The sequence below is a fragment of the Stenotrophomonas sp. TWI602 genome (assembly GCF_039674045.1).
In the GTDB taxonomy this organism is placed as follows: Bacteria; Pseudomonadota; Gammaproteobacteria; order Xanthomonadales; family Xanthomonadaceae; genus Stenotrophomonas.
The window spans coordinates 1-24,544 of sequence record NZ_JBDJMT010000024.1 but is presented as its reverse complement, the minus strand read 5'-3'; the positions used below and the strand labels follow the sequence as shown (position 1 = coordinate 24,544).

At 65.4% G+C, this 24,544-nt stretch carries 22 protein-coding genes and 1 tRNA gene; 11 read left to right on the top strand and 12 right to left on the bottom strand.

Annotation, left to right across the window (positions count from 1 at the left end):
- Positions 1-135: 135 nt before the first annotated feature.
- A complete protein-coding gene (locus tag ABE483_RS16385; RefSeq protein ID WP_313213006.1) occupies positions 136-1,770 on the bottom strand; it encodes an NAD+ synthase in 1,635 nt (544 codons plus the stop codon).
- 199 nt (positions 1,771-1,969) lie between these two features.
- On the opposite strand from ABE483_RS16385, the gene ABE483_RS16380 reads away from it, so the two are divergent.
- Positions 1,970-2,170, top strand: coding sequence for a hypothetical protein (locus ABE483_RS16380; RefSeq protein ID WP_346482049.1), 201 nt, complete (start codon positions 1,970-1,972; stop codon positions 2,168-2,170).
- Here ABE483_RS16380 and sucD read toward each other — a convergent pair.
- Complete coding sequence (gene sucD / locus ABE483_RS16375) at positions 2,163-3,038, bottom strand: succinate--CoA ligase subunit alpha (protein WP_137190155.1); 876 nt, start codon at positions 3,036-3,038, stop codon at positions 2,163-2,165. The two genes, ABE483_RS16380 and sucD, sit on opposite strands and share 8 nt — an antisense overlap.
- A gap of 21 nt (positions 3,039-3,059) precedes the next feature.
- Positions 3,060-4,229: an ADP-forming succinate--CoA ligase subunit beta gene (gene sucC, locus ABE483_RS16370; RefSeq protein ID WP_313210085.1), complete on the bottom strand. Its 1,170-nt coding sequence runs from the start codon at positions 4,227-4,229 to the stop codon at positions 3,060-3,062.
- Positions 4,230-4,561: 332 nt separating this feature from the next.
- On the opposite strand from sucC, the gene ABE483_RS16365 reads away from it, so the two are divergent.
- Positions 4,562-6,175, top strand: a complete 1,614-nt coding sequence (locus ABE483_RS16365) for an ATP-binding protein (protein WP_346482048.1) — start codon at positions 4,562-4,564, stop codon at positions 6,173-6,175.
- A 70-nt stretch (positions 6,176-6,245) separates the two neighbouring features.
- Entirely contained in the window at positions 6,246-7,631 is a 1,386-nt protein-coding gene (locus ABE483_RS16360) for a sigma-54 dependent transcriptional regulator (protein ID WP_121039246.1), read from the top strand.
- 89 nt (positions 7,632-7,720) lie between these two features.
- On the opposite strand, the gene pilB is transcribed toward ABE483_RS16360, so the two are convergent.
- The 3 genes from pilB to ABE483_RS16345 all read right to left on the bottom strand — a co-directional run bounded on the left by pilB (position 7,721) and on the right by ABE483_RS16345 (position 10,607).
- Entirely contained in the window at positions 7,721-9,451 is a 1,731-nt protein-coding gene (gene pilB / locus ABE483_RS16355; RefSeq protein WP_346482047.1) for a type IV-A pilus assembly ATPase PilB, read from the bottom strand.
- Positions 9,452-9,576: 125 nt separating this feature from the next.
- Positions 9,577-9,990, bottom strand: a complete 414-nt coding sequence (locus tag ABE483_RS16350; RefSeq protein WP_346482046.1) for a pilin — start codon at positions 9,988-9,990, stop codon at positions 9,577-9,579.
- 149 nt (positions 9,991-10,139) lie between these two features.
- On the bottom strand, positions 10,140-10,607 hold the full coding sequence (locus ABE483_RS16345; protein WP_346482045.1) for a pilin: 468 nt from the start codon (positions 10,605-10,607) through the stop codon (positions 10,140-10,142).
- Positions 10,608-10,969: 362 nt separating this feature from the next.
- On the opposite strand from ABE483_RS16345, the gene ABE483_RS16340 reads away from it, so the two are divergent.
- From ABE483_RS16340 to coaE, 3 genes are read left to right on the top strand one after another with little or no spacing between them, the layout of a single operon-like run.
- The gene (locus ABE483_RS16340; RefSeq protein WP_346482044.1) at positions 10,970-12,229 is read left to right on the top strand and encodes a type II secretion system F family protein; all 1,260 of its coding nucleotides are present in this window, start codon (positions 10,970-10,972) and stop codon (positions 12,227-12,229) included.
- A 7-nt stretch (positions 12,230-12,236) separates the two neighbouring features.
- Positions 12,237-13,100: an A24 family peptidase gene (locus ABE483_RS16335; RefSeq protein WP_121039283.1), complete on the top strand. Its 864-nt coding sequence runs from the start codon at positions 12,237-12,239 to the stop codon at positions 13,098-13,100.
- A 10-nt stretch (positions 13,101-13,110) separates the two neighbouring features.
- A complete protein-coding gene (gene coaE, locus ABE483_RS16330) occupies positions 13,111-13,722 on the top strand; it encodes a dephospho-CoA kinase (RefSeq protein WP_346482043.1) in 612 nt (203 codons plus the stop codon).
- Between the two features lie 80 nt (positions 13,723-13,802).
- Here the strand turns inward: coaE and ABE483_RS16325 are convergent, their stop codons facing one another.
- The 4 genes from ABE483_RS16325 to rimK all read right to left on the bottom strand — a co-directional run bounded on the left by ABE483_RS16325 (position 13,803) and on the right by rimK (position 17,596).
- A complete protein-coding gene (locus ABE483_RS16325; protein ID WP_346466647.1) occupies positions 13,803-15,167 on the bottom strand; it encodes a HAMP domain-containing sensor histidine kinase in 1,365 nt (454 codons plus the stop codon).
- Positions 15,130-15,807 (bottom strand): response regulator transcription factor, encoded by a 678-nt coding sequence (locus ABE483_RS16320; protein ID WP_019183933.1) that lies wholly within the window; start codon positions 15,805-15,807, stop codon positions 15,130-15,132. Before ABE483_RS16320 ends, ABE483_RS16325 begins: the two co-directional genes overlap by 38 nt.
- Before the next feature lie 156 nt (positions 15,808-15,963).
- A complete protein-coding gene (locus ABE483_RS16315; protein ID WP_313210067.1) occupies positions 15,964-16,452 on the bottom strand; it encodes a hypothetical protein in 489 nt (162 codons plus the stop codon).
- Positions 16,453-16,702: 250 nt separating this feature from the next.
- Entirely contained in the window at positions 16,703-17,596 is an 894-nt protein-coding gene (gene rimK / locus ABE483_RS16310) for a 30S ribosomal protein S6--L-glutamate ligase (protein WP_121039296.1), read from the bottom strand.
- Between the two features lie 142 nt (positions 17,597-17,738).
- Between rimK and ABE483_RS16305 the strand changes: the two genes are divergently transcribed.
- Positions 17,739-18,485 carry a hypothetical protein gene (locus ABE483_RS16305; RefSeq protein ID WP_346482042.1) on the top strand — a complete coding sequence of 249 codons (747 nt, stop codon included), beginning with the start codon at positions 17,739-17,741 and terminating at the stop codon, positions 18,483-18,485.
- Between the two features lie 24 nt (positions 18,486-18,509).
- On the opposite strand, the gene ABE483_RS16300 is transcribed toward ABE483_RS16305, so the two are convergent.
- Positions 18,510-18,583: transfer RNA gene (locus tag ABE483_RS16300), tRNA-Gly, on the bottom strand.
- A 125-nt stretch (positions 18,584-18,708) separates the two neighbouring features.
- Entirely contained in the window at positions 18,709-20,529 is a 1,821-nt protein-coding gene (locus ABE483_RS16295; protein WP_313210061.1) for an autotransporter domain-containing protein, read from the bottom strand.
- A 204-nt stretch (positions 20,530-20,733) separates the two neighbouring features.
- On the opposite strand from ABE483_RS16295, the gene thiS reads away from it, so the two are divergent.
- Genes thiS through ABE483_RS16275 form a run of 4 tightly spaced genes read left to right on the top strand, consistent with a single transcriptional unit; the run spans position 20,734 to position 24,373 of the window.
- A complete protein-coding gene (thiS, locus tag ABE483_RS16290; protein ID WP_121039303.1) occupies positions 20,734-20,934 on the top strand; it encodes a sulfur carrier protein ThiS in 201 nt (66 codons plus the stop codon).
- A gap of 38 nt (positions 20,935-20,972) precedes the next feature.
- On the top strand, positions 20,973-21,767 hold the full coding sequence (locus ABE483_RS16285) for a thiazole synthase (RefSeq protein WP_313210058.1): 795 nt from the start codon (positions 20,973-20,975) through the stop codon (positions 21,765-21,767).
- Positions 21,767-22,501, top strand: a complete 735-nt coding sequence (trmB, locus tag ABE483_RS16280) for a tRNA (guanosine(46)-N7)-methyltransferase TrmB (RefSeq protein ID WP_313210056.1) — start codon at positions 21,767-21,769, stop codon at positions 22,499-22,501. Before ABE483_RS16285 ends, trmB begins: the two co-directional genes overlap by 1 nt.
- A gap of 24 nt (positions 22,502-22,525) precedes the next feature.
- Positions 22,526-24,373: an SLC13 family permease gene (locus tag ABE483_RS16275; RefSeq protein WP_121039313.1), complete on the top strand. Its 1,848-nt coding sequence runs from the start codon at positions 22,526-22,528 to the stop codon at positions 24,371-24,373.
- Positions 24,374-24,544: the final 171 nt, after the last annotated feature.

Below are 24,544 nucleotides of genomic sequence, written 5' to 3'. Positions count from 1 at the left end.
CTTTTTTATTCCCCGGCGGCGACGCCGGTAGAGCCGACCGTTGGTCGGCTGCTCTCCGCGGTCACCCCGGTCACCCGGCCGCCCTTCGCCCCCAACCCTGCGCCGACCAACGGTCGGCGCCTACCGGCTGGCGTCTCAGCCCTTGTACCCATTGCTGATCGGGTACCGCCGCTCACGCCCGAACGCCCGGCGCGAGACCTTCGGCCCCGGGGCGGCCTGGTGGCGCTTCCACTCGCTGGTGCGCACCAGGCGCAGCACACGGTCCACCACCTCGGCGGCATAGCCTGCGGCCACGATCTCCTCGCGCGACTGCTCCTGGTCCACATAGCGGTACAGGATGCCATCGAGCACATCGTAGGCCGGCAGCGAGTCCTGGTCGGTCTGGTTGGCGCGTAGCTCGGCCGAGGGGGGGCGGGAAATCACCGCCGGCGGGATCACCGGAGCGCCGCCCACGGTATTGCGCCACTTGGAGAGCCCGAACACCTCCGTCTTGTACAGGTCCTTGAGCGGGGCGTAGCCACCGCACATGTCCCCGTAGATGGTCGCGTAGCCCACTGCGTACTCGCTCTTGTTGCCGGTGGTCAGCAGCAGCCCGCCGAACTTGTTGGAGAGCGCCATCAGGATCACACCACGGCTGCGCGACTGCAGGTTCTCTTCCGTCACATCCGCCGCCTGCCCCTCGAACATCGGGCCGAGCGCGGCCATCAGCCCTTCGAACACCGGCTCGATCGAGACCGCTTCCAGTTTCACGCCCAGCGCGCGGCACTGCTCGGCCGCCAGGTCGTTGGACATATCCGCCGTGTAACGCGACGGCAGCCGCACCGCGGTGACATTGGCCGCGCCCAGCGCGTCCACCGCCATCGCCAGCACCAGGGCCGAATCGATGCCGCCGGACAGGCCCAGCCAGACCTTCTTGAAGCCGTTCTTGCGGCAGTAATCCTGGATCCCGCGGGTCACCGCGCGCCAGGCCAGTGCATCCATGCTCTCGTCGCCGTCGTCGATCCACTCGCGCGGCAGGAAGCGGCGGGTGCCGGCGTCGTAATCCACCACCAGCCACTGGTCGGTGAAGGCCGCAGCCGCCGGATGCACCGTGCCGTCGCCGTCAGCGACGACCGAGGCGCCATCGAACACCAGCGCGTCCTGCCCACCCACCACGTTGAGGTAGGCGATCGCCGCCCCGCTCTCGCGGGTACGCTCGGCCAGCAGCGCATCGCGCTGGGCATGCTTGCCACGCTCGTAGGGAGAAGCATTGGGCACCACCACCAGCTGCGCGCCCGCACGGACGGTATCGGCCAGCGGTTCGGCGAACCACAGGTCTTCGCAGACCAGCACGCCCACCGGCACGCCCTTCAGCTCGAACACGCAGCTGCCACCGTCCGGATCGACATCGAAATAACGGCGCTCATCGAACACCGCGTAATTGGGCAGCTCGCGCTTGCGGTAGGTGTGTTCGACCTGGCCATCGCGCAGCACGCTGGCCGCGTTGTAGACCACCGCACCGGCGGCCTGGGGCCAACCGACCACGGCCGCGATGCCGGTGGTGGCTGCGGCGATGCGCTCCAGCGCCTGCTGGCAGTCGTACAGGAAGCCCGGCCGCAGCAGCAGATCCTCCGGCGGATAGCCGCTGATCGCCAGCTCGGGGAACACCACCAGCTCGGCACCGTACTCATCGCGCGCCTCGGCGATCATGGCGATGATGGTGTCGGTGTTCTGCGCCACTGCGCCAACCGGAAAATCGAACTGCGCCAGGGCAATGCGGAGCGACGTCATGGGGGTCCAGCCTGTAGGTGTACTGCGCTCATTGTAGTGCCGGCCGCTGGCCGGCAACCACGCATTCGGCGGCAGCACGATGAGGAGCCGGCCAACGGCCGGCACTACGTGGCGTGCGTACCGGTCAGCGGCTGGTACCCACCAAGGTGGGGATCGCCTGAAACGCAGAAAGGCCGCCCGGAGGCGGCCTTTCTGTTTGATGCAGCCGACCAACGGTCGGCTCTACGGGCAGCTGACCAACGGTCGGCTCTACCGGCAGCTGACCAACGGTCGGCTCTACCGGCAGCTGACCAGCGGTCGGCTCTACCGGCAGCCGACCAACGGTCGGCTCTACGGGCAGCTGACCAACGGTCAGCTCTACCCGCGCGTCGGCCGCGGGTGCGGCCGGCGGCTTATTTGACCAGCTTGGCGATGGCAGCGCCCAGGTCGCCCGGCGAGCGGACGGTGACAACACCGGCTGCTTCCATGGCGGCGAACTTGCCTTCGGCAGTGCCCTTGCCGCCCGATGCGATCGCACCGGCGTGGCCCATGCGCTTGCCGGCCGGAGCCGAGGCGCCCGCGATGAAACCGACGACCGGCTTCTTCACGTGGTTCTTGATGTACTCGGCACCGGCTTCTTCAGCGTCGCCGCCGATTTCGCCGACCATGATGATGCCCAGGGTCTGCGGATCTTCGTTGAACAGCTTGAGGCAGTCGACGAAGTTCAGGCCGTTGATCGGGTCACCACCGATGCCGATGCAGGTGGACTGGCCCAGGCCGACTTCGGTGGTCTGCTTGACCGCTTCGTAGGTCAGGGTGCCCGAGCGCGACACGATGCCGATCTTGCCCGGCATGTGGATGTGGCCCGGCATGATGCCGATCTTGCACTCGCCCGGGGTGATCACGCCGGGGCAGTTCGGGCCGACCAGCACGGTGTCCGGATGGGCACGGGTCAGCACGTTCTTGACGCGCAGCATGTCCAGCACCGGAATGCCTTCGGTGATGCACACGATGACCTGGATGCCGGCAGCGGCCGCTTCCAGGATCGCGTCAGCCGCGTACGGCGGCGGCACGTAGATGACCGAGGCGTTGGCGCCGGTGCTCTGCACGGCGTCGGCAACGGTGTTGAAGACCGGCAGATCGATGTGGGTGGTGCCGCCCTTGCCGGGGGTCACGCCGCCAACAACCTGGGTGCCGTACTCGATCATCTGAGTGGCGTGGAAGGTACCCTGCTGGCCGGTGAAGCCCTGCACGATCACCTTGGTGTTCTTATTGATCAAAACTGACATTGGATTTCCTTCGGTGTCGGATCAGGCGGCGGCTTTGACAGCAGCGACGACCTTCTTGGCACCGTCGTTGATGTTGTCGGCCGGGATGATGGCCATGCCGCTGTCACGCAGCAGCTGCTTGCCTTCTTCCACGTTGGTGCCTTCCAGGCGCACCACGACCGGAACCTTGACGCCCACTTCCTTGACCGCGGCGATGATGCCTTCGGCAATCATGTCGCAGCGGACGATGCCGCCGAAGATGTTGACGAAGATGCCTTCGACCTTGTCCGAGGACAGGATCAGCTTGAACGCTTCGATGACGCGCTGCTTGTTCGCACCGCCGCCCACGTCCAGGAAGTTCGCCGGCTCGCCGCCGTTGAGCTTGATGACGTCCATGGTGGCCATGGCCAGGCCGGCGCCGTTGACCATGCAGCCGATGTTGCCGTCCATGGTGACGTAGTTGATGTCCAGCTCCGAAGCGGTCACTTCGGTTTCGTCTTCCTGGGTCTTGTCGCGCATGGCAACGAGCGCCTTCTGACGGAACGCGGCGTTGTCGTCGCTGTCGAACTTGCCGTCCAGCGCGTACAGGTTGCCGTCGTCCAGGATGGCCAGCGGGTTGATTTCAACCAGGGCCAGGTCCTTTTCGTTGAACAGGCGGTACAGGTTCACCATGATGCTGGCGAACTGGCCGGCCTGCTTGGCGGTCAGGCCCAGCTTGAAGCCGAAATCACGGCCGTGGTAACCCTGCACGCCTTCAACGAAATCAACGTTGAGCGAGTGGATCAGCTCGGGGGTTTCAGCGGCGACCTGCTCGATCTCCACGCCGCCTTCCGAAGAAGCGATGTAGGTGATGGTCTTGGTGCCACGGTCAACCAGCACCGACAGGTACAGTTCCTTGACGATCTCACCGGCGGTGGTCACCAGCACCAGGTTGACCGGCAGTTCAACGCCTGCGGTCTGGTAGGTGGCCATCTTGGTGCCGAGCATCTTGGCCGCAGCGGCCTTCACGTCGTCGGTGGTCTTGCAGAACTTGACGCCGCCAGCCTTGCCGCGGCCGCCAGCGTGGATCTGCGCCTTGACCATCCAGGGGCCCTGGCCCAGGGCGTTGGCAGCGTCAACCGCTTCGTCCGGGGTAGCCGCGACCTTGCCGGCCGGAACGGGAATGCCGTACTCGGCAAGCAGCTGTTTTGACTGGTATTCGTGGAAATTCATGCGTCACCGTGGGAATAGGAACGACCGCACGCATCTCCAAGGCTCCCTCACGGGGGCGCCGGTAAGGACCGCGGCGGGCCCACTATTGTGGACGACCCGGCGCGCGGGCGCAAAGAAGTCAGTCCCAAGACACGCGCGGGGAGGCGTTTCCGACGCAATTTCAGACAGTTGCGGCAGCGGCCGGGAACGGCCACCCGGGCCCCTGTGGCACGGCCGCGCAGCTGGCCGGCGCCCGCACACCGCCCGGCCTTCACACGCCCCGCCCCCGCCGCCTGCCCCCAAACCCGGCCGGACCCCCTACACTGCCCCCATGCCAGAAGGGGAGTTCCGGCGTGTCACCCAGTGCTTCATTGATCGACCGCATCGAATCGATACCGCGGCGCGAGCTGTATTTCTTCGCGCTGTACCGCCTGCTGATGGCCACCGTCATCGGCGCGCTGCTGTTCAGCCCGCTGAGCGGCCTGGTCGGCACCGCGGACCACCCGACGCTGGCGACCATCGTGGCCAGCGGCTACCTGGTGGTGGCCGTGCTGGTGCTGCTGTTCGGGCGCAACGAGCGCTGGCTGCGCACCATCGTGGGGTGGAGCGTGGCCGCCGACATCATCGCCGCCACCCTGCTCGCCCACGCCCTGCCGGGCGCCAGCGCGGGCATCTCGATGTCGCTGCTGTTCAACATCGCCGCCGCCGCGACCCTGCTGCCGCTGAGCATGGGGCTGGGCCTGGCCGCTGCCGCCAGCACCGCCACCGCCGGCGAGTACCTCTGGAAGCAGCTCGAAGGCGGCGACCCGACCCGCACCCTGGCCGAGCTGGCCATGTTCGTCACCAGCTATCTGGCCGTCGCCTTCATCAGCTACCAGGTCGGCAACCGCGCCCGCATGAACCAGCAGCTGGCCAACCAGCGCGGCGATGAAGTGGCCAACCTGTTCCAGATCAACGAGCTGATCATCCGCCGCATGCGCACCGGCGTGATCGTGGTGGACGGCGCCAACCGCATCACCCTGGCCAACGAAGCCGCCTCCACCCTGCTCGGCGATGCCGACGGCAACAGTGGCAGCGGCAAGCTGGAACTGGGCAGTGCCTCGCCCGAGCTGAGCCGCCGGCTGCTGCGCTGGCGCAACGGCTGGACCAACGAAGAAATGCCCCTGCAGCTCTCGCCGGACCAGCCCGAAGTGCAGCCACGCTTTGCCCGCCTGCTGGCCGGCAGCGACCTCACCCTGGTGTTCCTGGATGACTCCACCGTGGTCTCGCGGCGTGCCGAGTCCTTGACGCTCTCGGCGATGGGGCGCTTCTCGGCCAGCCTGGCCCATGAGATCCGCAACCCGCTGGCGGCAATCAACTACGCCGCCCAGCTGCTGGAAGAATCCACCGATATCGGCGACACCGACCGCCGCCTGCTGCAGATCATCAACCAGCAGTGCCAGCGCACCAACGGCATCGTCGAAAGCGTGCTCGGGCTGGCCCGGCGCGAGCGTGCCAATCCGGAGAACGTGGATCTGGCCTCGTTCGTGCGCCGCTTCGTGCTGGAGTACAAACAGGTCCTGTCGCTGGAAACCGACAGCGTGGAGCCGATCATCAGCGAGACCTCGGTGCACGCCCTGGTCGATCCGCGCCACCTGCATCAGATCCTCACCGTGCTGGTGCACAACGCGCTCAAGTACGGCCGCGTGGCCGAAGAGCCGGCGCGCGTGCGGCTGCGCGTGGCGCGCCAGGACCGCACCGCCATCATCGATGTGATGGACCGCGGCCCGGGCATTCCCGAGACGGTTGCCACCCAGTTGTTCCGCCCGTTCTTCACCACCTCCGAGCACGGCACCGGGCTGGGCCTGTATATCGCCCGCGAACTGTGCCGCGCCAACCAGGCACGGCTGGAGTACGTCTCAGTGCCTGCCGGCGGTGCGTGTTTCCGGCTGGTGCTGGCCGGTCCCCACACGATGATGGCCGGATGAGCCGCGCACACCCGGACGCCACCGTCAAACATTTGTCGCCAACGACCGCCCTCGGCTATCTTCCTTCCTTATGAATGACACCCGCAGCGCCCTCGTCGTCGATGACGAGCGTGACATCCGCGAACTGCTGGTACTGACCCTGGGCCGCATGGGCCTGCGCATCAGCACCGCAGCCAACCTCGCCGAAGCCCGTGAGCTGCTGGCCAGCAATCCGTACGACCTGTGCATCACCGACATGCGCCTGCCCGATGGCAACGGCATCGAGCTGGTCACCGAGATCGCACAGCACTACCCGCGCACACCGGTGGCGATGATCACCGCGTTCGGCAGCATGGACCTGGCGGTGGAAGCGTTGAAGGCCGGCGCCTTCGATTTCGTCAGCAAGCCGGTGGACATCTCGGTGCTGCGCGGCCTGGTCAAGCACGCACTGGAACTCAACAACACCGAGCGCGCCGCGCCCGCGCCGCTCGCCCCGGAACAGGCCGCACGCCTGCTCGGCGATTCGCCCTCGATGGATGTGCTGCGCGCCACCATCGGCAAGGTCGCGCGCAGCCAGGCGCCGGTCTACATCCTTGGCGAATCCGGCGTCGGCAAGGAACTGGTCGCCCGCACCATCCACGCGCAGAGCGCGCGCGCCCCCGGCGCCTTCGTGCCGGTCAACTGCGGCGCGATTCCGTCCGAACTGATGGAAAGCGAGTTCTTCGGGCACAAGAAGGGCAGCTTCAGCGGCGCCCATGCGGACAAGCCCGGCCTGTTCCAGGCCGCGCACGGCGGCACCCTGTTCCTGGATGAAGTGGCCGAGCTGCCCCTGCAGATGCAGGTCAAACTGCTGCGCGCGATCCAGGAAAAATCGATCCGTCCGGTCGGCGCCGCCACCGAAGTGCCGGTGGACGTGCGCATCCTTTCGGCCACGCACAAGGACCTGGGCGAACTGGTTGAAGACGGCCGCTTCCGCCACGATCTGTACTACCGCATCAACGTGATCGAACTGCGCGTGCCACCGCTGCGCGAACGCCGCAGCGACCTGCCCGCGCTGGCCGCCTCGATCCTGGCCCGGCTGGCCCGCACCCACGGCCGCCCGACCCCGCTGCTGGCGCCCTCGGCGCTGGAAGCCCTGGCCCAGTACCACTTCCCCGGCAACGTGCGCGAACTGGAGAACATCCTCGAGCGCGCCCTCGCCCTGGCCGAAGAAGACCGCATCGGGGCCAGCGACCTGCGCCTGCCCCAGCACGCGCCACGCTTCGGTGCCGGCAATGCGCCGCCCACCCAGGAGGAAGCGGTGGTCGATCTGCCGGCCGGCAATGGCGCCCTGCCCTCCTACATCGAGCAGATGGAGCGCACCGCGATCCAGAAGGCGCTGGAAGAAAACCGCTGGAACAAGACGCGTACTGCGGCGCAGCTGGGCATCACCTTCCGCGCGTTGCGGTACAAGCTGAAAAAGCTCGGCATGGAGTAGCGCCACCCCATGGGTGGCTGCTTTGGATCCACCGCCCCAGAAACCAAAAGGCCCGCTTGCGCGGGCCTTTTCTCATCTGCGGACGCCGCTCAATCCTTGGTCACACGATTGATCTCCGCCAGACCGGTCACCCCCGCCGCGGCCTTGATCAGCGCCGACTGGCGCAGATCATTCACTCCCGCCAGCTGCGCGGCCTCGGCGATCTGCAGCGCATTGCCACCGGCCAGCACAATGGTCGAAATTTCATCGGTCATCGGCATCACCTGGTACAGACCGGTACGGCCCTTGTAACCCTCGGTGCACTCATCGCAGCCGACCGGCTCGAACAGCTTGATCCCCGCATCCAGCTGCGCCTGGGTGAAACCCTCGGCCAGCAGCGCATTGGCCGGCAGTTCCACCGGGCGCTTGCAGTTGTTGCACAGCCGGCGCGCCAGGCGCTGGGCGATCACCAACGTTACCGAGCTGGTGATGTTGTACGGGGCAATGCCCATGTTCATCAGGCGCGCGATGGTCTGCGGCGCATCGTTGGTATGCAGCGTGGAGAGCACCATGTGGCCCGTCTGCGCCGCCTTGATCGCGATCTCCGCCGTTTCCAGATCGCGGATTTCGCCGACCATGATGATGTCCGGATCCTGGCGCAGGAACGAGCGCAGCGCCGCGGCGAAGGTCATGCCGCGCTTGACGTTCTGCTGCACCTGATTGACGCCGGGCAGGCGGATTTCCACCGGGTCTTCGGCGGTGGAGATGTTGCGCGTTTCATCGTTGAGGATGCCCAGCGCGGTATACAGCGAGACCGTCTTACCCGAGCCGGTCGGACCGGTGACCAGCACCATGCCGTACGGCTTGTGGATCGCATCCAGGAACAGCTTCTGCTGGGCCGGCTCGTAACCGAGCTTGTCGATGCCCAGCTTGGCGGCGCTGCCATCGAGGATACGCAGCACCACCTTCTCGCCAAACAGGGTCGGCAGCGTGCTGACGCGGAAGTCGATCTGGCGGGTCTTGGAGAGGTTGAGCTTGATGCGCCCATCCTGCGGCACGCGCTTCTCGGCGATATCCAGCTGCGCCATCACCTTCAGGCGCGCGGCGATGCGCTGGTTGAGCTTGACCGGGGCCTTGGCCACGTTCTTGAGCAGACCATCGATGCGTAGGCGCACGCGATAGTCGTCTTCGTAGGGTTCGAAATGGATGTCCGAGGCGCCTTTGCGGATGGCGTCGACGAGGACTTTGTTGACGAACTTTACGACCGGGGTGTCGTCGCCTTTGGCGTCGACGCCGGAGTCGATGGAGCCACCCTCTTCGTCTCCTGCGGAGACGTCCAGGTCGCCCATCTCGTCGTCGGTGCCAAGCGCTGATCCCAGCGTGTCCTGCTTGGACTGCCACTGCTCGAGGGTGCGTCGGATCTGGTCTTCATCGACCAGGATCGGCTCCACCACCAGATTGGTGTGGAACTTGATTTCGTCCAGCGAATGCGTGGGATTGCTGGTGCCGATGAACAGTTTGCCGCCGCGCTTGAACAGCGGCAGGACGTGGTGCTTGCGCAGCAGTTCTTCGCTGACCAGGCCCATGGCGTTCTGGTTGTTGTCGAACGCCGATACATCCAGCAATGGCATCCCGAACTCGACAGCATTGGCGGCTGCAAGCTGTGCGTTTGTCACCAGCTTCTTTTGCGCGAACCACTGGGGCAACGGCTGACGCGCCGCAGCTGCCTGGGCCATCGCTTCCCGCGCAGCGGCCTCTTCCAGCGCGCCGTCCTGTACAAGGCGCCGGGCGATACCGGTAATGCCAACAAGATTAGCGGTAGTGTTCAGTGCAGCATTCATGCGGGGAATTCCAAAGTTCGGGCAGGTACGTAATGGTGACAACAGCACCAAGCGTCCTTGCCATGGAAGATCATAACAAGAAGCGTCCGACTACTCCCATTGCCCGCGATTCGGCTCAACCCAACTCAAGTCCGACAGTCAACAGGCACATGCGACGGCTTCCCCTCAGACAAGGCGCATTTCCACTCAATCAGCCGGTCTGGATTCAACTCCGGGCTGAGGGTAAGTGTTACAGAGCCCGCAGCAGAGGTGGTTTTTACAACAAGAACCCCCTGACCCGTACAACTAAGAGAAGCAACATTAGTGGTCGCACCGCGCATTGACGTGATATCGGCGCAGACATGCTCTGTCAACTCGGAATCGGCGACAAAATTCTCCATCACGCCATTTTTCTGCGCACCGAGACTGACAATTGCTTCGCTGACACGCGCTCGGACCGAGTAATCCTGATAAGCAGGAAGGGCAAGCGCGGCTAGAACCACAATGATGGCAACGGTGACCATCAATTCAATGAGGGTAAACCCTTTTTCCGCAGCCATTCTCATCTCCCCAAGATGATTTTCCCGACTAGGTCTCCGCCGTCTTTATAGGCATGCACATCGCAAGCGAAGTATATAGCGCCCCGTTCATTCATACGACTAGCAAAAAAAAGGCCCGCCATTGGCGGGCCTCTCAAGCCTAAATTCGATTAGGTCGTGCCATCGCCACCGCCACCGGCCGGGGCGTCGCCCTTCGTACGGCAGCTAGCCGGCACGTGCTTGGCTTCACCAGCGGTATAGGTGCAAGCCCAAGTAATCGGGGAGTCTTCATCAACCTGCGACGGGGTCAGAACCAGCTGCGGCTGAACCTTTGCGCCGGTGGACTTGGTCACGACGGTGATGACGCCGTTCGCAATGGTGATACTGGCAACATTATTGGTGGCCTTGCTGACGAAACCAGCAGCGTCGTTATTCGTCACCGCGGTTGCCTTAATACCCTGCGATTGCGCGGTTTCAGCAACAGCCAACTTGGCAGCGTCAGCCTGCACGATGCCTTCCGACACCTTGGCACGGACGGTGTAGTCCTGATATGCCGGCAGTGCGATGGCGGCCAGGATAGCGATGATCGCCACAACGATCATCAGTTCGATCAGGGTAAAGCCCTGCTGCTTCTTCATGAGTACATCCCCTAGAGGTAGAAATATAGATAGGGCACTGGGCCGTTACCTGACCGGAAGGCCGGTTGAGCGAGGCGTGCGCCCTGTGCGGGTGGATCGAAGCAGGTTGCGTGCCAACAGTGCCAGCAATGCTCCCCAGCATTCCCCGGCGCAATCATGGCACCAATCTTCAGGATTGGAACCCCCCTCACAGCAATTTGCGACGCATCCGGCAATGTGACCTGTTGCGTCACCTTCTGACCTCCCCGGTCCGGGCTTGCTGCCCAAAGCCGCACGCCCGGCAGGACTGCCAACACCTCCCGGAACCGGCTACCATGCGCCGAGATAGCCCGCCTGGGGATGGTGTGGCTGGGGAGCCCTGTATGTCTGTCAGCCGTAGCGCGATCAAGAAAGAGCCCGTGGCGCGTAGCACCACGGAGTTGCAACCGTTTGTCTGGGAGGGGACCGACAAGCGCGGCATCAAGATGAAGGGTGAGCAGCCCGCCAAGAATGCCAATTTGCTGCGTGCCGAGCTTCGCCGCCAAGGCATCATGCCTGGTGTGGTCAAGCCCAAGCCGAAGCCACTGTTCGGAGCGGCTGGCTCGGCTGTAGGGGCCAAGGACATTGCGTTCTTCAGTCGCCAGATGGCGATCATGATGAAATCCGGCGTGCCGATCGTCAGCTCATTGGAGATCATCGCCAGCGGCCACAAGAATCCACGAATGAGAAAGCTGGTAGAGACCATTCGCACCGACATCGAAGGCGGTTCATCACTCTACGAGGCGATCAGTCGCCACCCCGTGCAGTTCGATGAACTCTACCGCAACCTGGTTCGTGCAGGTGAAGGCGCGGGTGTGCTTGAAACGGTGTTAGACACGATTGCGACGTACAAAGAGAACATCGAGGCACTGAAAGGCAAGATCAAAAAGGCCTTGTTCTATCCGGCCATGATCATTGCCGTGGCCATCGTAGTCAGCGCTATCCTTCTGCTGTTCGTCGTGCCGCAGTTTGAAGAAGTATTCAAGAGCTTTGGCGCTGAACTTCCGGCCTTCACGCAGATGATCGTGGCTGCCTCTCGCTTCATGGTGTCGTACTGGTGGGTGCTGCTTGCGGTAGTGCTCGGGTCACTGTTTGGCTTCATATATGCCTACAAACGCTCGCCCACGATGCAGCACAACATGGATCGTCTTGTCCTCAAGATCCCGGTCATCGGCCAGATCATGAACAACAGTGCGATCGCGCGCTTCGCCCGCACCACCGCCGTGACCTTCAAGGCCGGTGTGCCGCTGGTGGAAGCGCTGGGCATCGTGGCCGGCGCCACCGGCAACAAGGTGTACGAGGAGAAGGTCCTGCGCATGCGCGACGATGTGTCGGTCGGCTACCCGGTCAACATGGCCATGAAGCAGGTCAACCTTTTCCCGCACATGGTGGTGCAGATGACCGCCATCGGCGAAGAGGCCGGCGCGCTGGATACCATGCTGTTCAAGGTGGCCGAGTATTATGAGCAGGAGGTCAACAATGCCGTGGACGCCCTGAGCAGCCTGATGGAGCCGATGATCATGGTGTTCATTGGTACTCTTGTCGGCGGCATGGTGATCGGCATGTACCTGCCCATCTTCAAACTCGGCGCGGTAGTTGGATAACTAATCAATGGCATTTCTCGACCAGCATCCCGGTCTCGGCTACCCCGCCGCGGTCGGACTGGGACTGCTGATCGGCAGTTTCCTCAACGTGGTGATCCTGCGCCTGCCCAAGCGGCTGGAGTGGGAGTGGAAGCGCGATGCGCGCGAGGTGCTGGAAGAGCCGGACATCTACGAGCCGCCACCACCGGGCATCGTGGTCGAGCCCTCGCACTGCCCGCATTGCAAGCACAAGCTGTCCTGGTACGAGAACATCCCGCTGTTCAGCTGGCTGGCCCTACGCGGCAAGTGCCGGCATTGCCACGCCCCGATCTCGATCCAGTACCCGCTGGTGGAGCTGCTGACCGCCGTGCTGGTGGCGGCCAGCGTCTGGCAGTTCGGGTTCGGCTGGCAGGGCTTCGGCGCGATCGTGCTGAGCTGCTTCCTGGTGGCGCTGTCCGGGATCGACCTGCGTACCCAGCTGTTACCGGACCAATTGACCCTGCCCTTGATGTGGCTGGGCCTGATCGCGGCCAGCGACAATCTCTATATGCCGGCCAAGCCTGCCCTGCTGGGTGCGCTGGCGGGCTATCTGTCGCTGTGGTCGGTGTGGTGGCTGTTCAAGCAGATCACCGGCAAGGAAGGCATGGGCCACGGCGATTTCAAGCTGCTGGCGGCCCTGGGCGCCTGGTGCGGGCTCAAGGGCATCCTGCCGATCATCCTGCTGTCGTCCGTGGTGGGCGCGATCATCGGCTCAATCTGGCTGTACTCGCGCGGCCGTGACCGGGCCACGCCGATCCCGTTCGGGCCGTACCTGGCCATTGCCGGCTGGATCGTGTTCATGTGGGGCGAGCCGTTGATCGACGGCTACCTGAGCTACGCCGGCCTGCGTTGAGGGCCGCGCGATGAGCCGCTTCGTGATCGGGCTGACCGGCGGCATTGCCGCCGGCAAGAGCGAGGTCAGCCGCCGCTTCGAGGCGCTGGGCATCACCGTTGCCGATGCCGACCTGGCCGCACGCGCGGTGGTGGCACCGGGCAGCGAGGGGCTGGCGCGGATCGCCGCCCACTTCGGCACCGAGATCCTGCTGGCCGATGGTCAGCTGGACCGTGCCGCCCTGCGGGCCCGCATCTTCGCGTCGGCGCAGGAGCGCCAGGCGCTGGAGGCGATCACCCATCCGGCTATTCGTCAGTTGCTGCGCGAGACCTGCGAGCAGGCCGAGGGACCGTATGCGATCGCGGCGATTCCGCTGCTCACCGAGGCCGGTGGCCGCCAGCAGTACCCGTGGCTGGACCGGATCCTGGTGGTGGACGTGCCGGTGGCCGTGCAGCACGCGCGTCTGATGCAGCGCGATGGCATCGATAGCGCCCTGGCGGACCGCATGATCGCCGCCCAGGCCAGCCGCGAGGCGCGCCTGGCATTGGCCGATGATGTGGTGGTCAATGACGGCCACCCGGATCATCTGCAGGCGCATGTGGCGCGGCTGGATCGGGCGTATCGGGAGTTGGCGGCGCGGTAGATCTGGAGGCGCCGACCCACGGTCGTGGAGGAGCCGACCAACGGTCGTGGAGGAGCCGACCAACGGTCGGCTCTACCGTTTCAGGCGGGGGAGAACGTCAGCGTGGCGATGACGCCACGCCCGGCGCCTGGCCGCACGTTGACCTGCCAGCCGTAGAGATCACACAGGCGGCTGACGATGGACAGGCCGATACCGCCGCCCTGCGAATGCCCCGCATGCGTTCCGCGGTAGCCGCGCTGGAACAGCTTGGCGGCATCTTCTTCGCTCAGGCCGGGGCCGCTGTCGATCACTTCGACCGCGTTGTTGCCCACGCGCACGCGCACTGCGCCTTCCTTCGAGTACTTCACGGCATTGCCGATCAAGTTGCCCAACGCGACCGAGAGGGCCGATTCCGGCGCATCGATCACCAGGTCGTGGTTGCCTTCCAGGATCAGTTCGAGCGGCTTGCCGCCGAGCTGGGCACGGTGCGAATCCAGCAGCTGCTCGGAGACGCGGGCGACATTGCTGCTGCCCTGCCCGCGCTCGTTGCGCGAGAGCAGCAGCAGCGCGCCGATCAGATCGGTGCATTGCTGCTCGGCCCGCTGGATGCGCTGCAGGCGCTGCAGCACCTTCGGATCGAGATCCGGGCGGGTCAGCAGCAGCTCGGTGGCGCCACGGATCACGGCCAGGGGCGTGCGCAGCTCGTGACTGACGTCCGCATTGAACTCGCGGTCGCGCTGCACCACTTCGGTCAGCCGCGCGGAATAGTCATCCAGTGCCTGGGCCAGCTGGCCCACCTCATCGTCCGGGAAGCGCGGTGCCAGCGGCTCGGGCTCGCTGGTGCCACCGCGGTAGGCGCGCAGGCGGGCGGCCAGATCGGACACCGGCTTCATCACCTTGGAGGCGGACCACCAGCCCAGCACCAGGGACAGGGCGCTGAACACCAGCACCGAAATCCACAGCGCGCGCTTGAGCTGGGCCTCCCCGCGCGTGGCCTCGGTCATGTCGTATGCCAGGAAGAACCAGGCATCGTCAGCTTTGCGGACCGCCAATTTGTAGGCGTAAGGCCTGCCCTCTTCGTCCAGGCCGCTCACGTTGTGGTTGCCGTTTGGCAACGCCGCCCATTCCGCCCGCTCTACCCGTACACGGTCGAGCATTTCGCGCGGATACGCGAAGGCCCGCATCTGCTGCACGGGAAGATCCGGATTACGGGTACGGTCAGAATAGAAGCGCTTGGCGAACTCATCGATGTTGCGGTTCATCACGTCTTCGACGAGCTGGTTCTCCACACGGGCACGCGCCCAGTTGGTGGCGAACGCAAACAGCGTGGTCAGGCAGAAGCCCAACAGCACGAACGAGACGATGATGCGGCTGCGCAGCCGGCGCCGGTATGGCGCGCGGCGACGCCCCCCCCTGCCCGTCACCGGATCAGGCTTCCGGCGCGGCGATGCGGTATCCGATGCCATGACGGGTCTGGATCATCGGAACCTCGAAGGGCTTGTCGACCACGGCGCGCAGGCCATGGATATGCACGCGCAGAGAATCCGAATCGGGCAGCTCTTCGCCCCAGACGCGGGTTTCCAGCTCCTGGCGGGTGACGACGGCCGGGGAGGCCTCCATCAGCGCCTGCAGGATCTTCAGCGCGGTCGGGTTGAGCTGCAGCAGCTTGCCCTGGCGGCGCACTTCCAGCGTGTCCAGGTTGTATTCCAGATCGCCGGTTTCCAGCACGCGGGTCTGCACGCCCTTGCCGCGACGCGACAGGGCGTTCAGACGCACCTCGACTTCCTGCAGCGCGAACGGCTTGATCAGGTAATCATCGGCGCCGGAATCGAAGCCGGCCAGTTTGTTATCCAGGGAATCGCGCGCCGTGAGCATCAGCACCGGCGTCTGCTTGCGCGCCTCGTTGCGGAGCTTGCGACAGACCTCGATCCCATCCATGCCGGGCAGGTTGAGGTCCAGCACGATCGCGTCGAACTCATGGACGACCGCCAGGTGCAGGCCGGTGACGCCATCGGCTGCGAAGTCCACGGTGTGACCGCGGTCTTCGAGGTAATCGCCCAGGTTGGCGGCAATGTCGCTGTTGTCTTCGATGACGAGAATTCGCACTGGGACCTCTGATTCGTGGGGTTCAACGGAAAGAACGGAGCCGCAGGGCAGCAATGGGAACAGGACTGCGCGACCTCAAGCTGACCATACAGCTTCGATTCTTAACATTAGACACCGTCGAATGCTGGCGCAGCGTCAAAACTCAGCGGCCTTCGGTCACTTTGCGTCCCTCACTTCGGAAATCCGAAGATCACGCTTCATCTGCCTGGCGTCGTCCGTCGCCTGGCGGCGCTGAGCCACCGTCATGCAGGTGCGCTGAGGGCGGTTGCTGCCGATCGGACGTTCGCTGCGGCAGACCATGCGGCTGTCTTCCTTGGCGTTGGTCATCAAGGTATTGACCACTTCCTGGTCATTGAAGACCTCTACTTTCTGCGGCGGGGTGAGCTGATCGAAGCGCTCGCGATCGCCCATCTTGGTGCGGATGCGGTCCAAGGCGGCCTGAACGCGGCTCTTGTCGGCCACGCTCAGCTCGCTGTAGTCCTCACTGTGCAGCGCGCGCTCGACCTTGGCCAGCTGTTCGGCAACAGGCGCATCGTCGGCAAGCGCCATCGCGGCCTCATCGGCTTTCGCAGTCGGCTTGGCGTGGGCACCCAGCGAGAGACAGCCGAGCAGCGCGACAGCGATGATTCGATGCATCTTTGACATCTGCGACTTCCTTATCCACATGAATGAATGCCAACTCTACGAGGATGGAACCGGGCCGACAAGTTACCGATGGCAGGGGCTTGGCAGCGCTGCCGGCCGGAAAAAGGCCCGACCAACTGACGCTGGCCGGGCCTGAAGGTGTTTCCCGATTACCGATCCTGCTGAGGAGGGCAGAGCTGCGGTTCGACAGAGCCTACGCCGGGGCCGATTAAACCGATGTTAAGGCCCTGCCCCACCTTGGAAAACCGCATCAACCCTTTGTATTTGCAGGTTTTTTCAAGGAAGCAACATGATCGATGATGCGCCCGGCAAGATCGGCCTGGCAGATCGCCTCGATGCCTTCCAGCCCAGGCGTGGAGTTGACCTCCAACACCAGCGGGCCGCGGCTGGAGCGGATCAGGTCCACACCGGCCACGCCCAGGCCCAGCGCCTTGGCCGAGCGCACCGCCACCAGCTGCTCGGCCCGGCTGGCCTTGGCGGCGCGGGCACTGCCCCCGGCATGCAGATTGGAGCGGAAATCCCCCTCCGGCGCCTGCCGTTGCATCGCCCCGACCACCTGGTCGCCGACCACCAGGCAGCGCAGGTCGGCGCCCTGCGCCTCACCGATGAACTCCTGCATCAGGAAGTTGGCGTAGAGCCCGCGCAGTGCCTCCACGATGCCGCGCGAGGCGCTGGCCTTCTCGGTCAGGATCACGCCGCGGCCCTGGGTGCCCTCGTTGAGCTTCACCACATGCGGCGGCGGCCCCAGCATCGAGAGCAGATCGACCGTGTCATCGGGGTTGTCGCCGAACACCGTGACCGGCATGTCGATGCCCTTGGAGGCCAGGATCTGGTGGGCGCGCAGCTTGTCGCGGGCGCGCAGGATGGCATCGGAGGGGTTGGGCGTGCGCGCGCCCATCATCTCGAACTGGCGCAGCACGGCCGTCCCGTAGCGGGTGACCGAGGCACCGATGCGCGGGATCACCGCGTCCACCCCGGTGATCGGCCGCCCCTTGTAATGCATGGTGAAGCCATCCGCGGCGATGCGCATGTAACAGCGCAACGGATCGAGGATGCGCACGGTATGGCCCCGCGCACGCGCGGCCTCCACCAGGCGACGCGTGGAGTACAGCTTGCTGTTGCGGGACAGGATGGCGAGTTTCATCGCGGCGCAGGGGACGGGAAAGCGCGAAGCATAGCGTGCGGTGCGTAGGCCGCGATGACGGACCGCCCCGACGATGCTGCGGCCCGCATCCAGCGGTTGTTCCACAATAATGGGCGCCCACAGAGATGCCCCGGCAACACGGATGACCACGCCTCCCACCCGTCATTGTTTCGCGGCCCTGCTCGCGGTTCTGCTCTCAGCGGGCACGCAGGCCGCGCCGGCCCATTTCACCAGCTACAACGACTTCTACAGGTCGTTGGGCGATCCCCTGTTCGAGGGAAAGGGGACCGCACTCGACAAGCCCTGCACGGACGCACCGCGCGCGTGCCTGTGGACCACCTCGATGACGCAGGCCCTGCGGCGCTACGAGGCGACCGACTGGATCGTTCCGGGCACCTTGCAGATGAACCCGGCCGATGGCGCACCCGACATTGCCTTTGACGGCCAGACGCTGATGGTCGGTACGCAGCGATGGCCATTGCGCAGCGCTGTCGCTCTTGCACCACCGGACTGGCCCAGCCGCACCCCCATCGACCCGGAGAATCTGGCGAACGTCACCGCCTGGCAGCAGGGCACGTCGGTGTGCCTGGACATGCACTATGTGAGCAGTGGCAAAGGCGGTCGCTACACGCTGGTGATGCTGTTGCACGGTGAGCATCTGTACACCCTGCCCCCGCTCTTTGGCAGTTGCGTGGCCATACAGAAGGCGGCGGGCGATGGATTCAGTTATCCGAGCACGACCTATCTGGGCCCGGGGATGGAAACGAATCCAAGCGGCCTGCAGGTGGACTATCTGCTATCGGATGGCACGACACGCGTTGCGCGTTATCTGCTGCGCTTTCCGGATCAGAGCGACCCCTTCACCTTCGAGGCATCGCGCGTGCGGTGACGGGCGGCATGGGAGGGTGAAGCGTGGAGCGGGTGAAGGGAATCGAACCCTCGTCAGTAGCTTGGGAAGCTACAGCTCTACCATTGAGCTACACCCGCAAGGCGCGGCGTAAGTCTATTCGGGCGGGGCCCTCAAACGCAACGGGCGGCACTGGGCCGCCCGTTGTTTCACGCTTTTCCACCGCCGTGCACGGCGCCCGCGGGCGGGCGCTGCGCACGTGGGATCAGAAGCTGCCGCCGAAGCTGGCGAACAGCGACACGTCACGTGCACGCTTCTGCATCGTGGTGGTGCTCATGCCGATGTTGCTGCTCAGGCCCCACAGGTTCAGGCGCGCACCCAGCACGGCGGTGGCGTAGTTCTTGTCGAACTCCAGGCCCGGCACCTTGTACATGCCCACGTCCGGCATGGTCTGCAGCCAGGCGCTGGCCTGCTTGCTGTCCTCGAACTCGTGGTCATAGGTGACCTGCACGTACGGCTTGACGTTGCCGCCATCGAAGCGGGCCTGCCAGCCGACGCGGCCGACGGTCGAATCCGTATCCTGGTCGCCATAGCCCAGCGCCGAGGCGCTCAGGTTGGACTCGGTGTAGCCATCCAGCTTCACCTTCTGCCAGATCACCGCGGCGACCGGACCGTGACGGAAGCCGCCTTCGGTGCCGAACTCGTAACCGGCGTTCAACGCGGCGGTCAGGTTGCTGCCTTCCGGCGAGCCCTTGTGGATGCGCGTTGCCGGGCCGAGCTGCAGCTTGCGGGTCACGTCGTAGTCCAGCCAGCTGTAGCTGAGCTGGCCGTTGACCCAGGCGCGCTCGCCGTACCAGCCGGCGAACAGGCCCAGGGTGGTATCGGACTGGGTGAAGTCGCCCTTGTTGTTGCCGAAATCGGCGTCCATGCGGCCATAGCCGGCGAAGCCGCCGACCACCATGCCATCACGCGCCCAATCCACACCGAACAGGCCGGCCGGGGCCATGCCGTCGTACAGATCGGCGTGGGCGTAACGCTGCATGTCGCCGCGCAGGTTGCCCCACCAGCTCAGGCCGTCGGCCGGACGGCCATCCACGTGCCAGCTGACCTGGTCAGCGCGCGAGCGGCCGATGGTCTGTGCCGAGTGGGTCAGGATCTGCTGGTTGCGCGGCGCTTCCAGGATCGACAGGGTGTACTGGCCCAGCATTTCATGCGTGGCCGAGGACGGGTGCACGCCGTCGGCGAAGACATAGGTGCGCCATGCGTCCGGGGTGACCAGACTGGTCGGGTTGCAGGTCAGCGACGAAGGCACCGTGCAGGCGGTGCCACTGACGTTGCTGAAGCCGTAGGTCGACGGGTTGGCGACGATTTCCTGCAGGATGTGGAAGGTGTCGACCGGGATCACCTGCAGGCCGGCGGCCTTCAGGCCACCGAACAGGGCGTCGTTGTAGGCCTTGGCCAGCGCGGTGCCGGCGGCCATGCCAGCCGGGCCGCCGGCGCGGGCGCCCGGGGTCAGGCCGATGTCCGGGATGGTCGGCACCACGATGTATTCAGCGCCCGCTGCCTTCAGCGTGCCGACGATGCCGACCTGGTCGGTGACGGCACCGGTCAGGGTCGGGACCAGCGGCGCACCGGTCTGGATCGCGAACAGATCATTGGCACCGCCCCACACGGTGTACAGCGCGTTCGGGTCGGCCTTGCCACCGTTGGCCGCCAGATAGTTGGCCGTCTGGGTCTTCAGCGAAGGAATCGGCACACCGCCCAGCGCGGGCTGGGTCAGGTCCACGCCCACGCGGGCCCCGCCAACGGCGTAGTTGTCGCCGTTCTGGCCGTTACCGTTCGGGCTGGCATCGGTGCCGTAGTAGTTCGCCACGTGCTGCGCCCATTGCCAACCCGGGTTGGTGGTGGCCTGGCCGGTCACCGGGCGGACAGCGGCCGGAAGCAGCGGGCGGTAGTAGCCGGAATCGGTCAGGCTGTCGCCGATGAAGACGGTCTTGGTGTACGGCGACTGGGCCATGGCCGGCATCGCCGCCAGGGCGATGGCCACGGCCATGAGGGAACGGATCGGGCGTTTGCTGAGCAACATGGAAACTCCTTGAGGGTGGGGAAGACGGCGGACGTACGCCGGCGCACGGTGCCATGGTTCCACTGCACCTGGCCGGCATCACGCTGCGCTGCGGCATGAACGCCGCAGCCCGCCGCCCGGCCATCGTTGGCCTGGCGCTCGCGGCACCTCTGCCGCGGGGCGCACAGGGTACGCACTGGGATGTGATTACGGGACAATACCGTCATGAACATCCAGCTCAACGGCGAGAACCGCCAGCTTCCGCACACCGCCACTGTCCACGACCTGCTGCGCAGCGAGGACCTGCTCGAGCGCCGCGTCGCGGTCGAAGTCAATGGCGAGATCGTCACCCGCAGCCAGCACGCCAGCCACCCCCTGCGCGAGGGCGACGTGGTCGAGATCGTGCATGCACTGGGCGGCGGCTGAGGCAGCATCGTGACGCGCGATAGGCGATAATTCGGGCCATGAATGCACCTGCCCCCACTGATTCGCTGGTGATCGCCGGCAAGACCTATGCTTCCCGCCTGCTCACCGGCACCGGCAAGTTCAAGGATCTGGAAGAAACCCGCCTGGCCACCGAGGCCGCTGGCGCCCGGATCGTCACCGTGGCGATCCGCCGCACCAACATCGGGCAGAACCCGGGCGAGCCGAACCTGCTCGACGTGCTGCCGCCGGACCGTTACACCATCCTGCCCAACACCGCCGGCTGCTACACCGCCGAAGACGCCGTGCGCACCTGCCGGCTGGCCCGCGAGCTGCTGGACGGCCACAACCTGACCAAGCTGGAAGTGCTGGGCGACCAGAAGAGCCTGTACCCGGATGTGGTGCAGACCCTCAAAGCGGCCGAGCAGCTGGTCAAGGATGGCTTCGAGGTGATGGTCTATACCTCCGATGACCCGATCCTGGCCAAGCGCCTGGAAGACATCGGCTGCGCTGCGGTGATGCCGCTGGCCGCGCCGATCGGCTCGGGCCTGGGCATCCAGAACAAGTACAACCTGCTGCAGATCATCGAAGACGCCAAGGTACCGATCATCGTCGATGCCGGCGTGGGCACGGCCTCCGATGCAGCCATTGCGATGGAGCTGGGCTGCGATGGCGTGCTGATGAACACCGCCATCGCCGGCGCGCGCAACCCGATCCTGATGGCCAGCGCGATGCGCAAGGCCGTGGAGGCGGGCCGCGAGGCCTTCCTGGCCGGGCGCATTCCGCGCAAGCGCTACGCCAGTGCGTCCTCGCCGATCGACGGGTTGATCGGCTGATGACCAATCCTTTCGACAGCGCCGGTGCCAAGGCACCGCCCAAGCCCTTCACCATCACCGAAGGCCGCCGCGAGGTCCGCAGTTTCGTGCTGCGCCAGGGGCGTTTCACTCCCGCCCAGCAGCGTGCGTTCGACGACCGCTGGCCGCGCTTCGGGCTGGATTTCACCGGCGAGCCGCGCGATCTGGATGCCACCTTCGGGCGCGATGCGCACAAGGTGCTGGAGATCGGCTTCGGCAATGGCGCCGCGCTGCGCTTCGCCGCGCAGCAGGACCCGAGCCGCGATTACATCGGCCTGGAAGTGCACGCGCCCGGCGTGGGACGCCTGCTCAATGCACTGGCCGACGACAACGCCGACCACGTGCGCCTGTACCACCACGATGCCGTGGAGGTGCTGGAGAAGGAAATCGCCGATGGCGCGCTGGATGAAGTGCGCATCTACTTCCCGGATCCGTGGCACAAGAAGCGCCATAACAAGCGTCGCCTGATCCAGCCTGGCTTTGCCGAGCTGCTGGTGCGCAAGCTGCGCGTCGGTGGCCGCCTGCACTGCGCCACGGACTGGGAAGACTATGCCGAGCAGATGTGGGACGTGCTCGACGCCACCGCCGGGCTGAGCAACCGCGCCGGTCCGCGTGGGCAGGTCGAGCGGCCGGAATGGCGCCCGCAGACCCACTTCGAAACCCGTGGCCAGAAGCTTGGCCATGGGGTGTGGGACCTGTTGTACGACCGCACCTGATCCCACAAGGAACCGCGCCACCCCATGGATACCGCGCTGACGCTGACTACCGACATGAAGCTCGTTCTCGGGCTGGTCGGCTTCACGATGGCGATGTTCCTGTTCGAGCGCATTCGCGCCGACGTGGTGGCCTTGGTGGTGCTGGTGGTGCTCGGCGTTACCGGCCTGATCGCCCCGGAAGAAATTTTCGGTGGTTTTTCCGGTAACGCGGTGATGAGCATCATCGCCACCACCATCCTCGGCGCGGGCCTGGACCGCACCGGGGCATTGAACCGGTTGGCGGCGTGGCTGCTGCGGCGCGGGCATGGCGTGGAGACACGCCTGTTGATGATGACCACCGCGATCGCCGGCTTGAACTCTTCGTTCATGCAGAACCCTTCGGTGATGGCGCTGTACCTGCCGGTCGCCTCGCGGCTGGCCGCGCGCACCGGGCTGACCCTGCAGCGTCTGCTGCTGCCGATCGCCGCGGCCATCGTCATGGGCGGCGCGCTGACCATGGTCGGCAATTCGCCGCTGATCCTGCTCAACGATCTGCTGGCCTCGGCCAACAACAACCTGCCCTCGGGCCTGGCCACGATCGAACCGCTGCGCATGTTCGCACCGCTGCCGATCGGCGTGGCGCTGCTGATCGCCTCGCTGCTGTATTTCCGCTACTTCGGTGATCGCAAGCTGGTGGAGGAAGAGACGCTGGCCAACGATGGCGTCACCCCGTCACGCACCGAAAGCTACTTCGCCAAGACCTACGGCATCGAAGGCGATGTGTTCGAACTGGTGGTCACCGCCGAAAGCCCCCTGGTCGGCATGACCCTGGGCGAGGCCGAGAACGTGCACGATGCGCCGCTGCTGCTGGCGCTCAAGACCGGCAATGACACCCGTCTGGCCCCGCCGGCCGAGATGCGGATCTGGGTGGGCAGCGTGCTGGGCGTGATGGGCGCGCGCCAGCAGGTCAGCGATTTCGCACAGAACCAGTTCCTGCGGATGTCCTCGCGGCTGAAGCACCTGGGCGACCTGTTCAACCCCAGCCGCGCCGGCATTTCCGAAGCAGTGGTGCCGCCCACCTCCGATGTGATCGGCAAGAGCGCCTCGGACCTGCGCCTGCGCAAGCAGCGTGGGATCAGCCTGCTGGCGATCAACCGCGACAAGCAGGTGATCCGCGAAGACGTGCGCAACGTGGCGCTGCGCGCCGGTGACATGCTGGTCTTCCACAGCATCTGGACCGACCTGGCGCAGGCGGCCAAGAGCCGCGACTTCGTGGTGGTGACCGATTACCCCAAGGGCGAGCAGCGGCCGCACAAGTTCAAGATCGCGATGAGTATCTTCGCCATCACCATCCTGATCGCGCTGACCTCCAAGCTGCCGGTGGCGCTGACCCTGATGACCGGCGTGGCCGGCATGTTGCTGACCGGCGTGCTGCGCATGGACGAGGCCTACGCCTCGATCAACTGGAAAACCGTGTTCATGATGGCCGGGCTGATTCCGCTCGGCTGGGCAATGGACAGCAGCGGCGCGGCGGCGTGGATCGCCGGGCACACCATCGACCGCCTGCCGACCGGCATCCCGGTGTGGGTGCTGGAAATCGCGCTGGCGTTGTTGACCACGATGTTCTCGCTGGTGATCAGCCACGTGGGCGCAACCATCGTGATGGTGCCCATCGCGGTGAACCTGGCGCTGGCCGCCGGGGGCAGCCCGACCGCGTTCGCGCTGATCGTGGCGTTGTCGGCCTCGAACAATCTGATGACAGCCTCCAACCCGGTGATTTCGATGATCACCGGCCCGGCCAATTACACCCCGCGCGAGCTGTGGCGCGTCGGCGCCCCGCTGTCGTTGATCTATACGGCGGTGGTGGTGCTGATGATCAACCTGATGTTCTAGGGAGTGCCGGCCGCTGGCCGGTTCGCCCGATGCCCCAGGTAGTGCCGGCCGCTGGCCGGCTCGCCCAATACCCTAGGTAGTGCCGGCCGCTGGCCGGCATTGAAGACGTAGTAGTGCCGGCCGCTGGCCGGCTCCACGTACGGTTGGCCATCAAGAGCAGCCGGCCAGCGG

Bases quoted from the DNA above. Each gene is read 5' to 3' on its own strand.
- ABE483_RS16305 (WP_346482042.1), top strand. From the start codon at position 17,739: ATGACCACGCCTCCCACCCGTCATTGTTTCGCGGCCCTGCTCGCGGTT.
- ABE483_RS16350 (WP_346482046.1), bottom strand. From the start codon at position 9,990: ATGGCTGCGGAAAAAGGGTTTACCCTCATTGAATTGATGGTCACCGTT.
- ABE483_RS16380 (WP_346482049.1), top strand. From the start codon at position 1,970: ATGCAGCCGACCAACGGTCGGCTCTACGGGCAGCTGACCAACGGTCGG.
- ABE483_RS16345 (WP_346482045.1), bottom strand. From the start codon at position 10,607: ATGAAGAAGCAGCAGGGCTTTACCCTGATCGAACTGATGATCGTTGTG.
- sucD (WP_137190155.1), bottom strand. From the start codon at position 3,038: ATGTCAGTTTTGATCAATAAGAACACCAAGGTGATCGTGCAGGGCTTC.
- ABE483_RS16275 (WP_121039313.1), top strand. From the start codon at position 22,526: ATGGATACCGCGCTGACGCTGACTACCGACATGAAGCTCGTTCTCGGG.
- ABE483_RS16295 (WP_313210061.1), bottom strand. From the start codon at position 20,529: ATGTTGCTCAGCAAACGCCCGATCCGTTCCCTCATGGCCGTGGCCATC.
- ABE483_RS16315 (WP_313210067.1), bottom strand. From the start codon at position 16,452: ATGTCAAAGATGCATCGAATCATCGCTGTCGCGCTGCTCGGCTGTCTC.
- trmB (WP_313210056.1), top strand. From the start codon at position 21,767: ATGACCAATCCTTTCGACAGCGCCGGTGCCAAGGCACCGCCCAAGCCC.
- ABE483_RS16285 (WP_313210058.1), top strand. From the start codon at position 20,973: ATGAATGCACCTGCCCCCACTGATTCGCTGGTGATCGCCGGCAAGACC.
- rimK (WP_121039296.1), bottom strand. From the start codon at position 17,596: ATGAAACTCGCCATCCTGTCCCGCAACAGCAAGCTGTACTCCACGCGT.
- sucC (WP_313210085.1), bottom strand. From the start codon at position 4,229: ATGAATTTCCACGAATACCAGTCAAAACAGCTGCTTGCCGAGTACGGC.
- thiS (WP_121039303.1), top strand. From the start codon at position 20,734: ATGAACATCCAGCTCAACGGCGAGAACCGCCAGCTTCCGCACACCGCC.
- ABE483_RS16360 (WP_121039246.1), top strand. From the start codon at position 6,246: ATGAATGACACCCGCAGCGCCCTCGTCGTCGATGACGAGCGTGACATC.
- ABE483_RS16340 (WP_346482044.1), top strand. From the start codon at position 10,970: ATGTCTGTCAGCCGTAGCGCGATCAAGAAAGAGCCCGTGGCGCGTAGC.
- coaE (WP_346482043.1), top strand. From the start codon at position 13,111: ATGAGCCGCTTCGTGATCGGGCTGACCGGCGGCATTGCCGCCGGCAAG.
- pilB (WP_346482047.1), bottom strand. From the start codon at position 9,451: ATGAATGCTGCACTGAACACTACCGCTAATCTTGTTGGCATTACCGGT.
- ABE483_RS16325 (WP_346466647.1), bottom strand. From the start codon at position 15,167: ATGGCATCGGATACCGCATCGCCGCGCCGGAAGCCTGATCCGGTGACG.
- ABE483_RS16385 (WP_313213006.1), bottom strand. From the start codon at position 1,770: ATGACGTCGCTCCGCATTGCCCTGGCGCAGTTCGATTTTCCGGTTGGC.
- ABE483_RS16335 (WP_121039283.1), top strand. From the start codon at position 12,237: ATGGCATTTCTCGACCAGCATCCCGGTCTCGGCTACCCCGCCGCGGTC.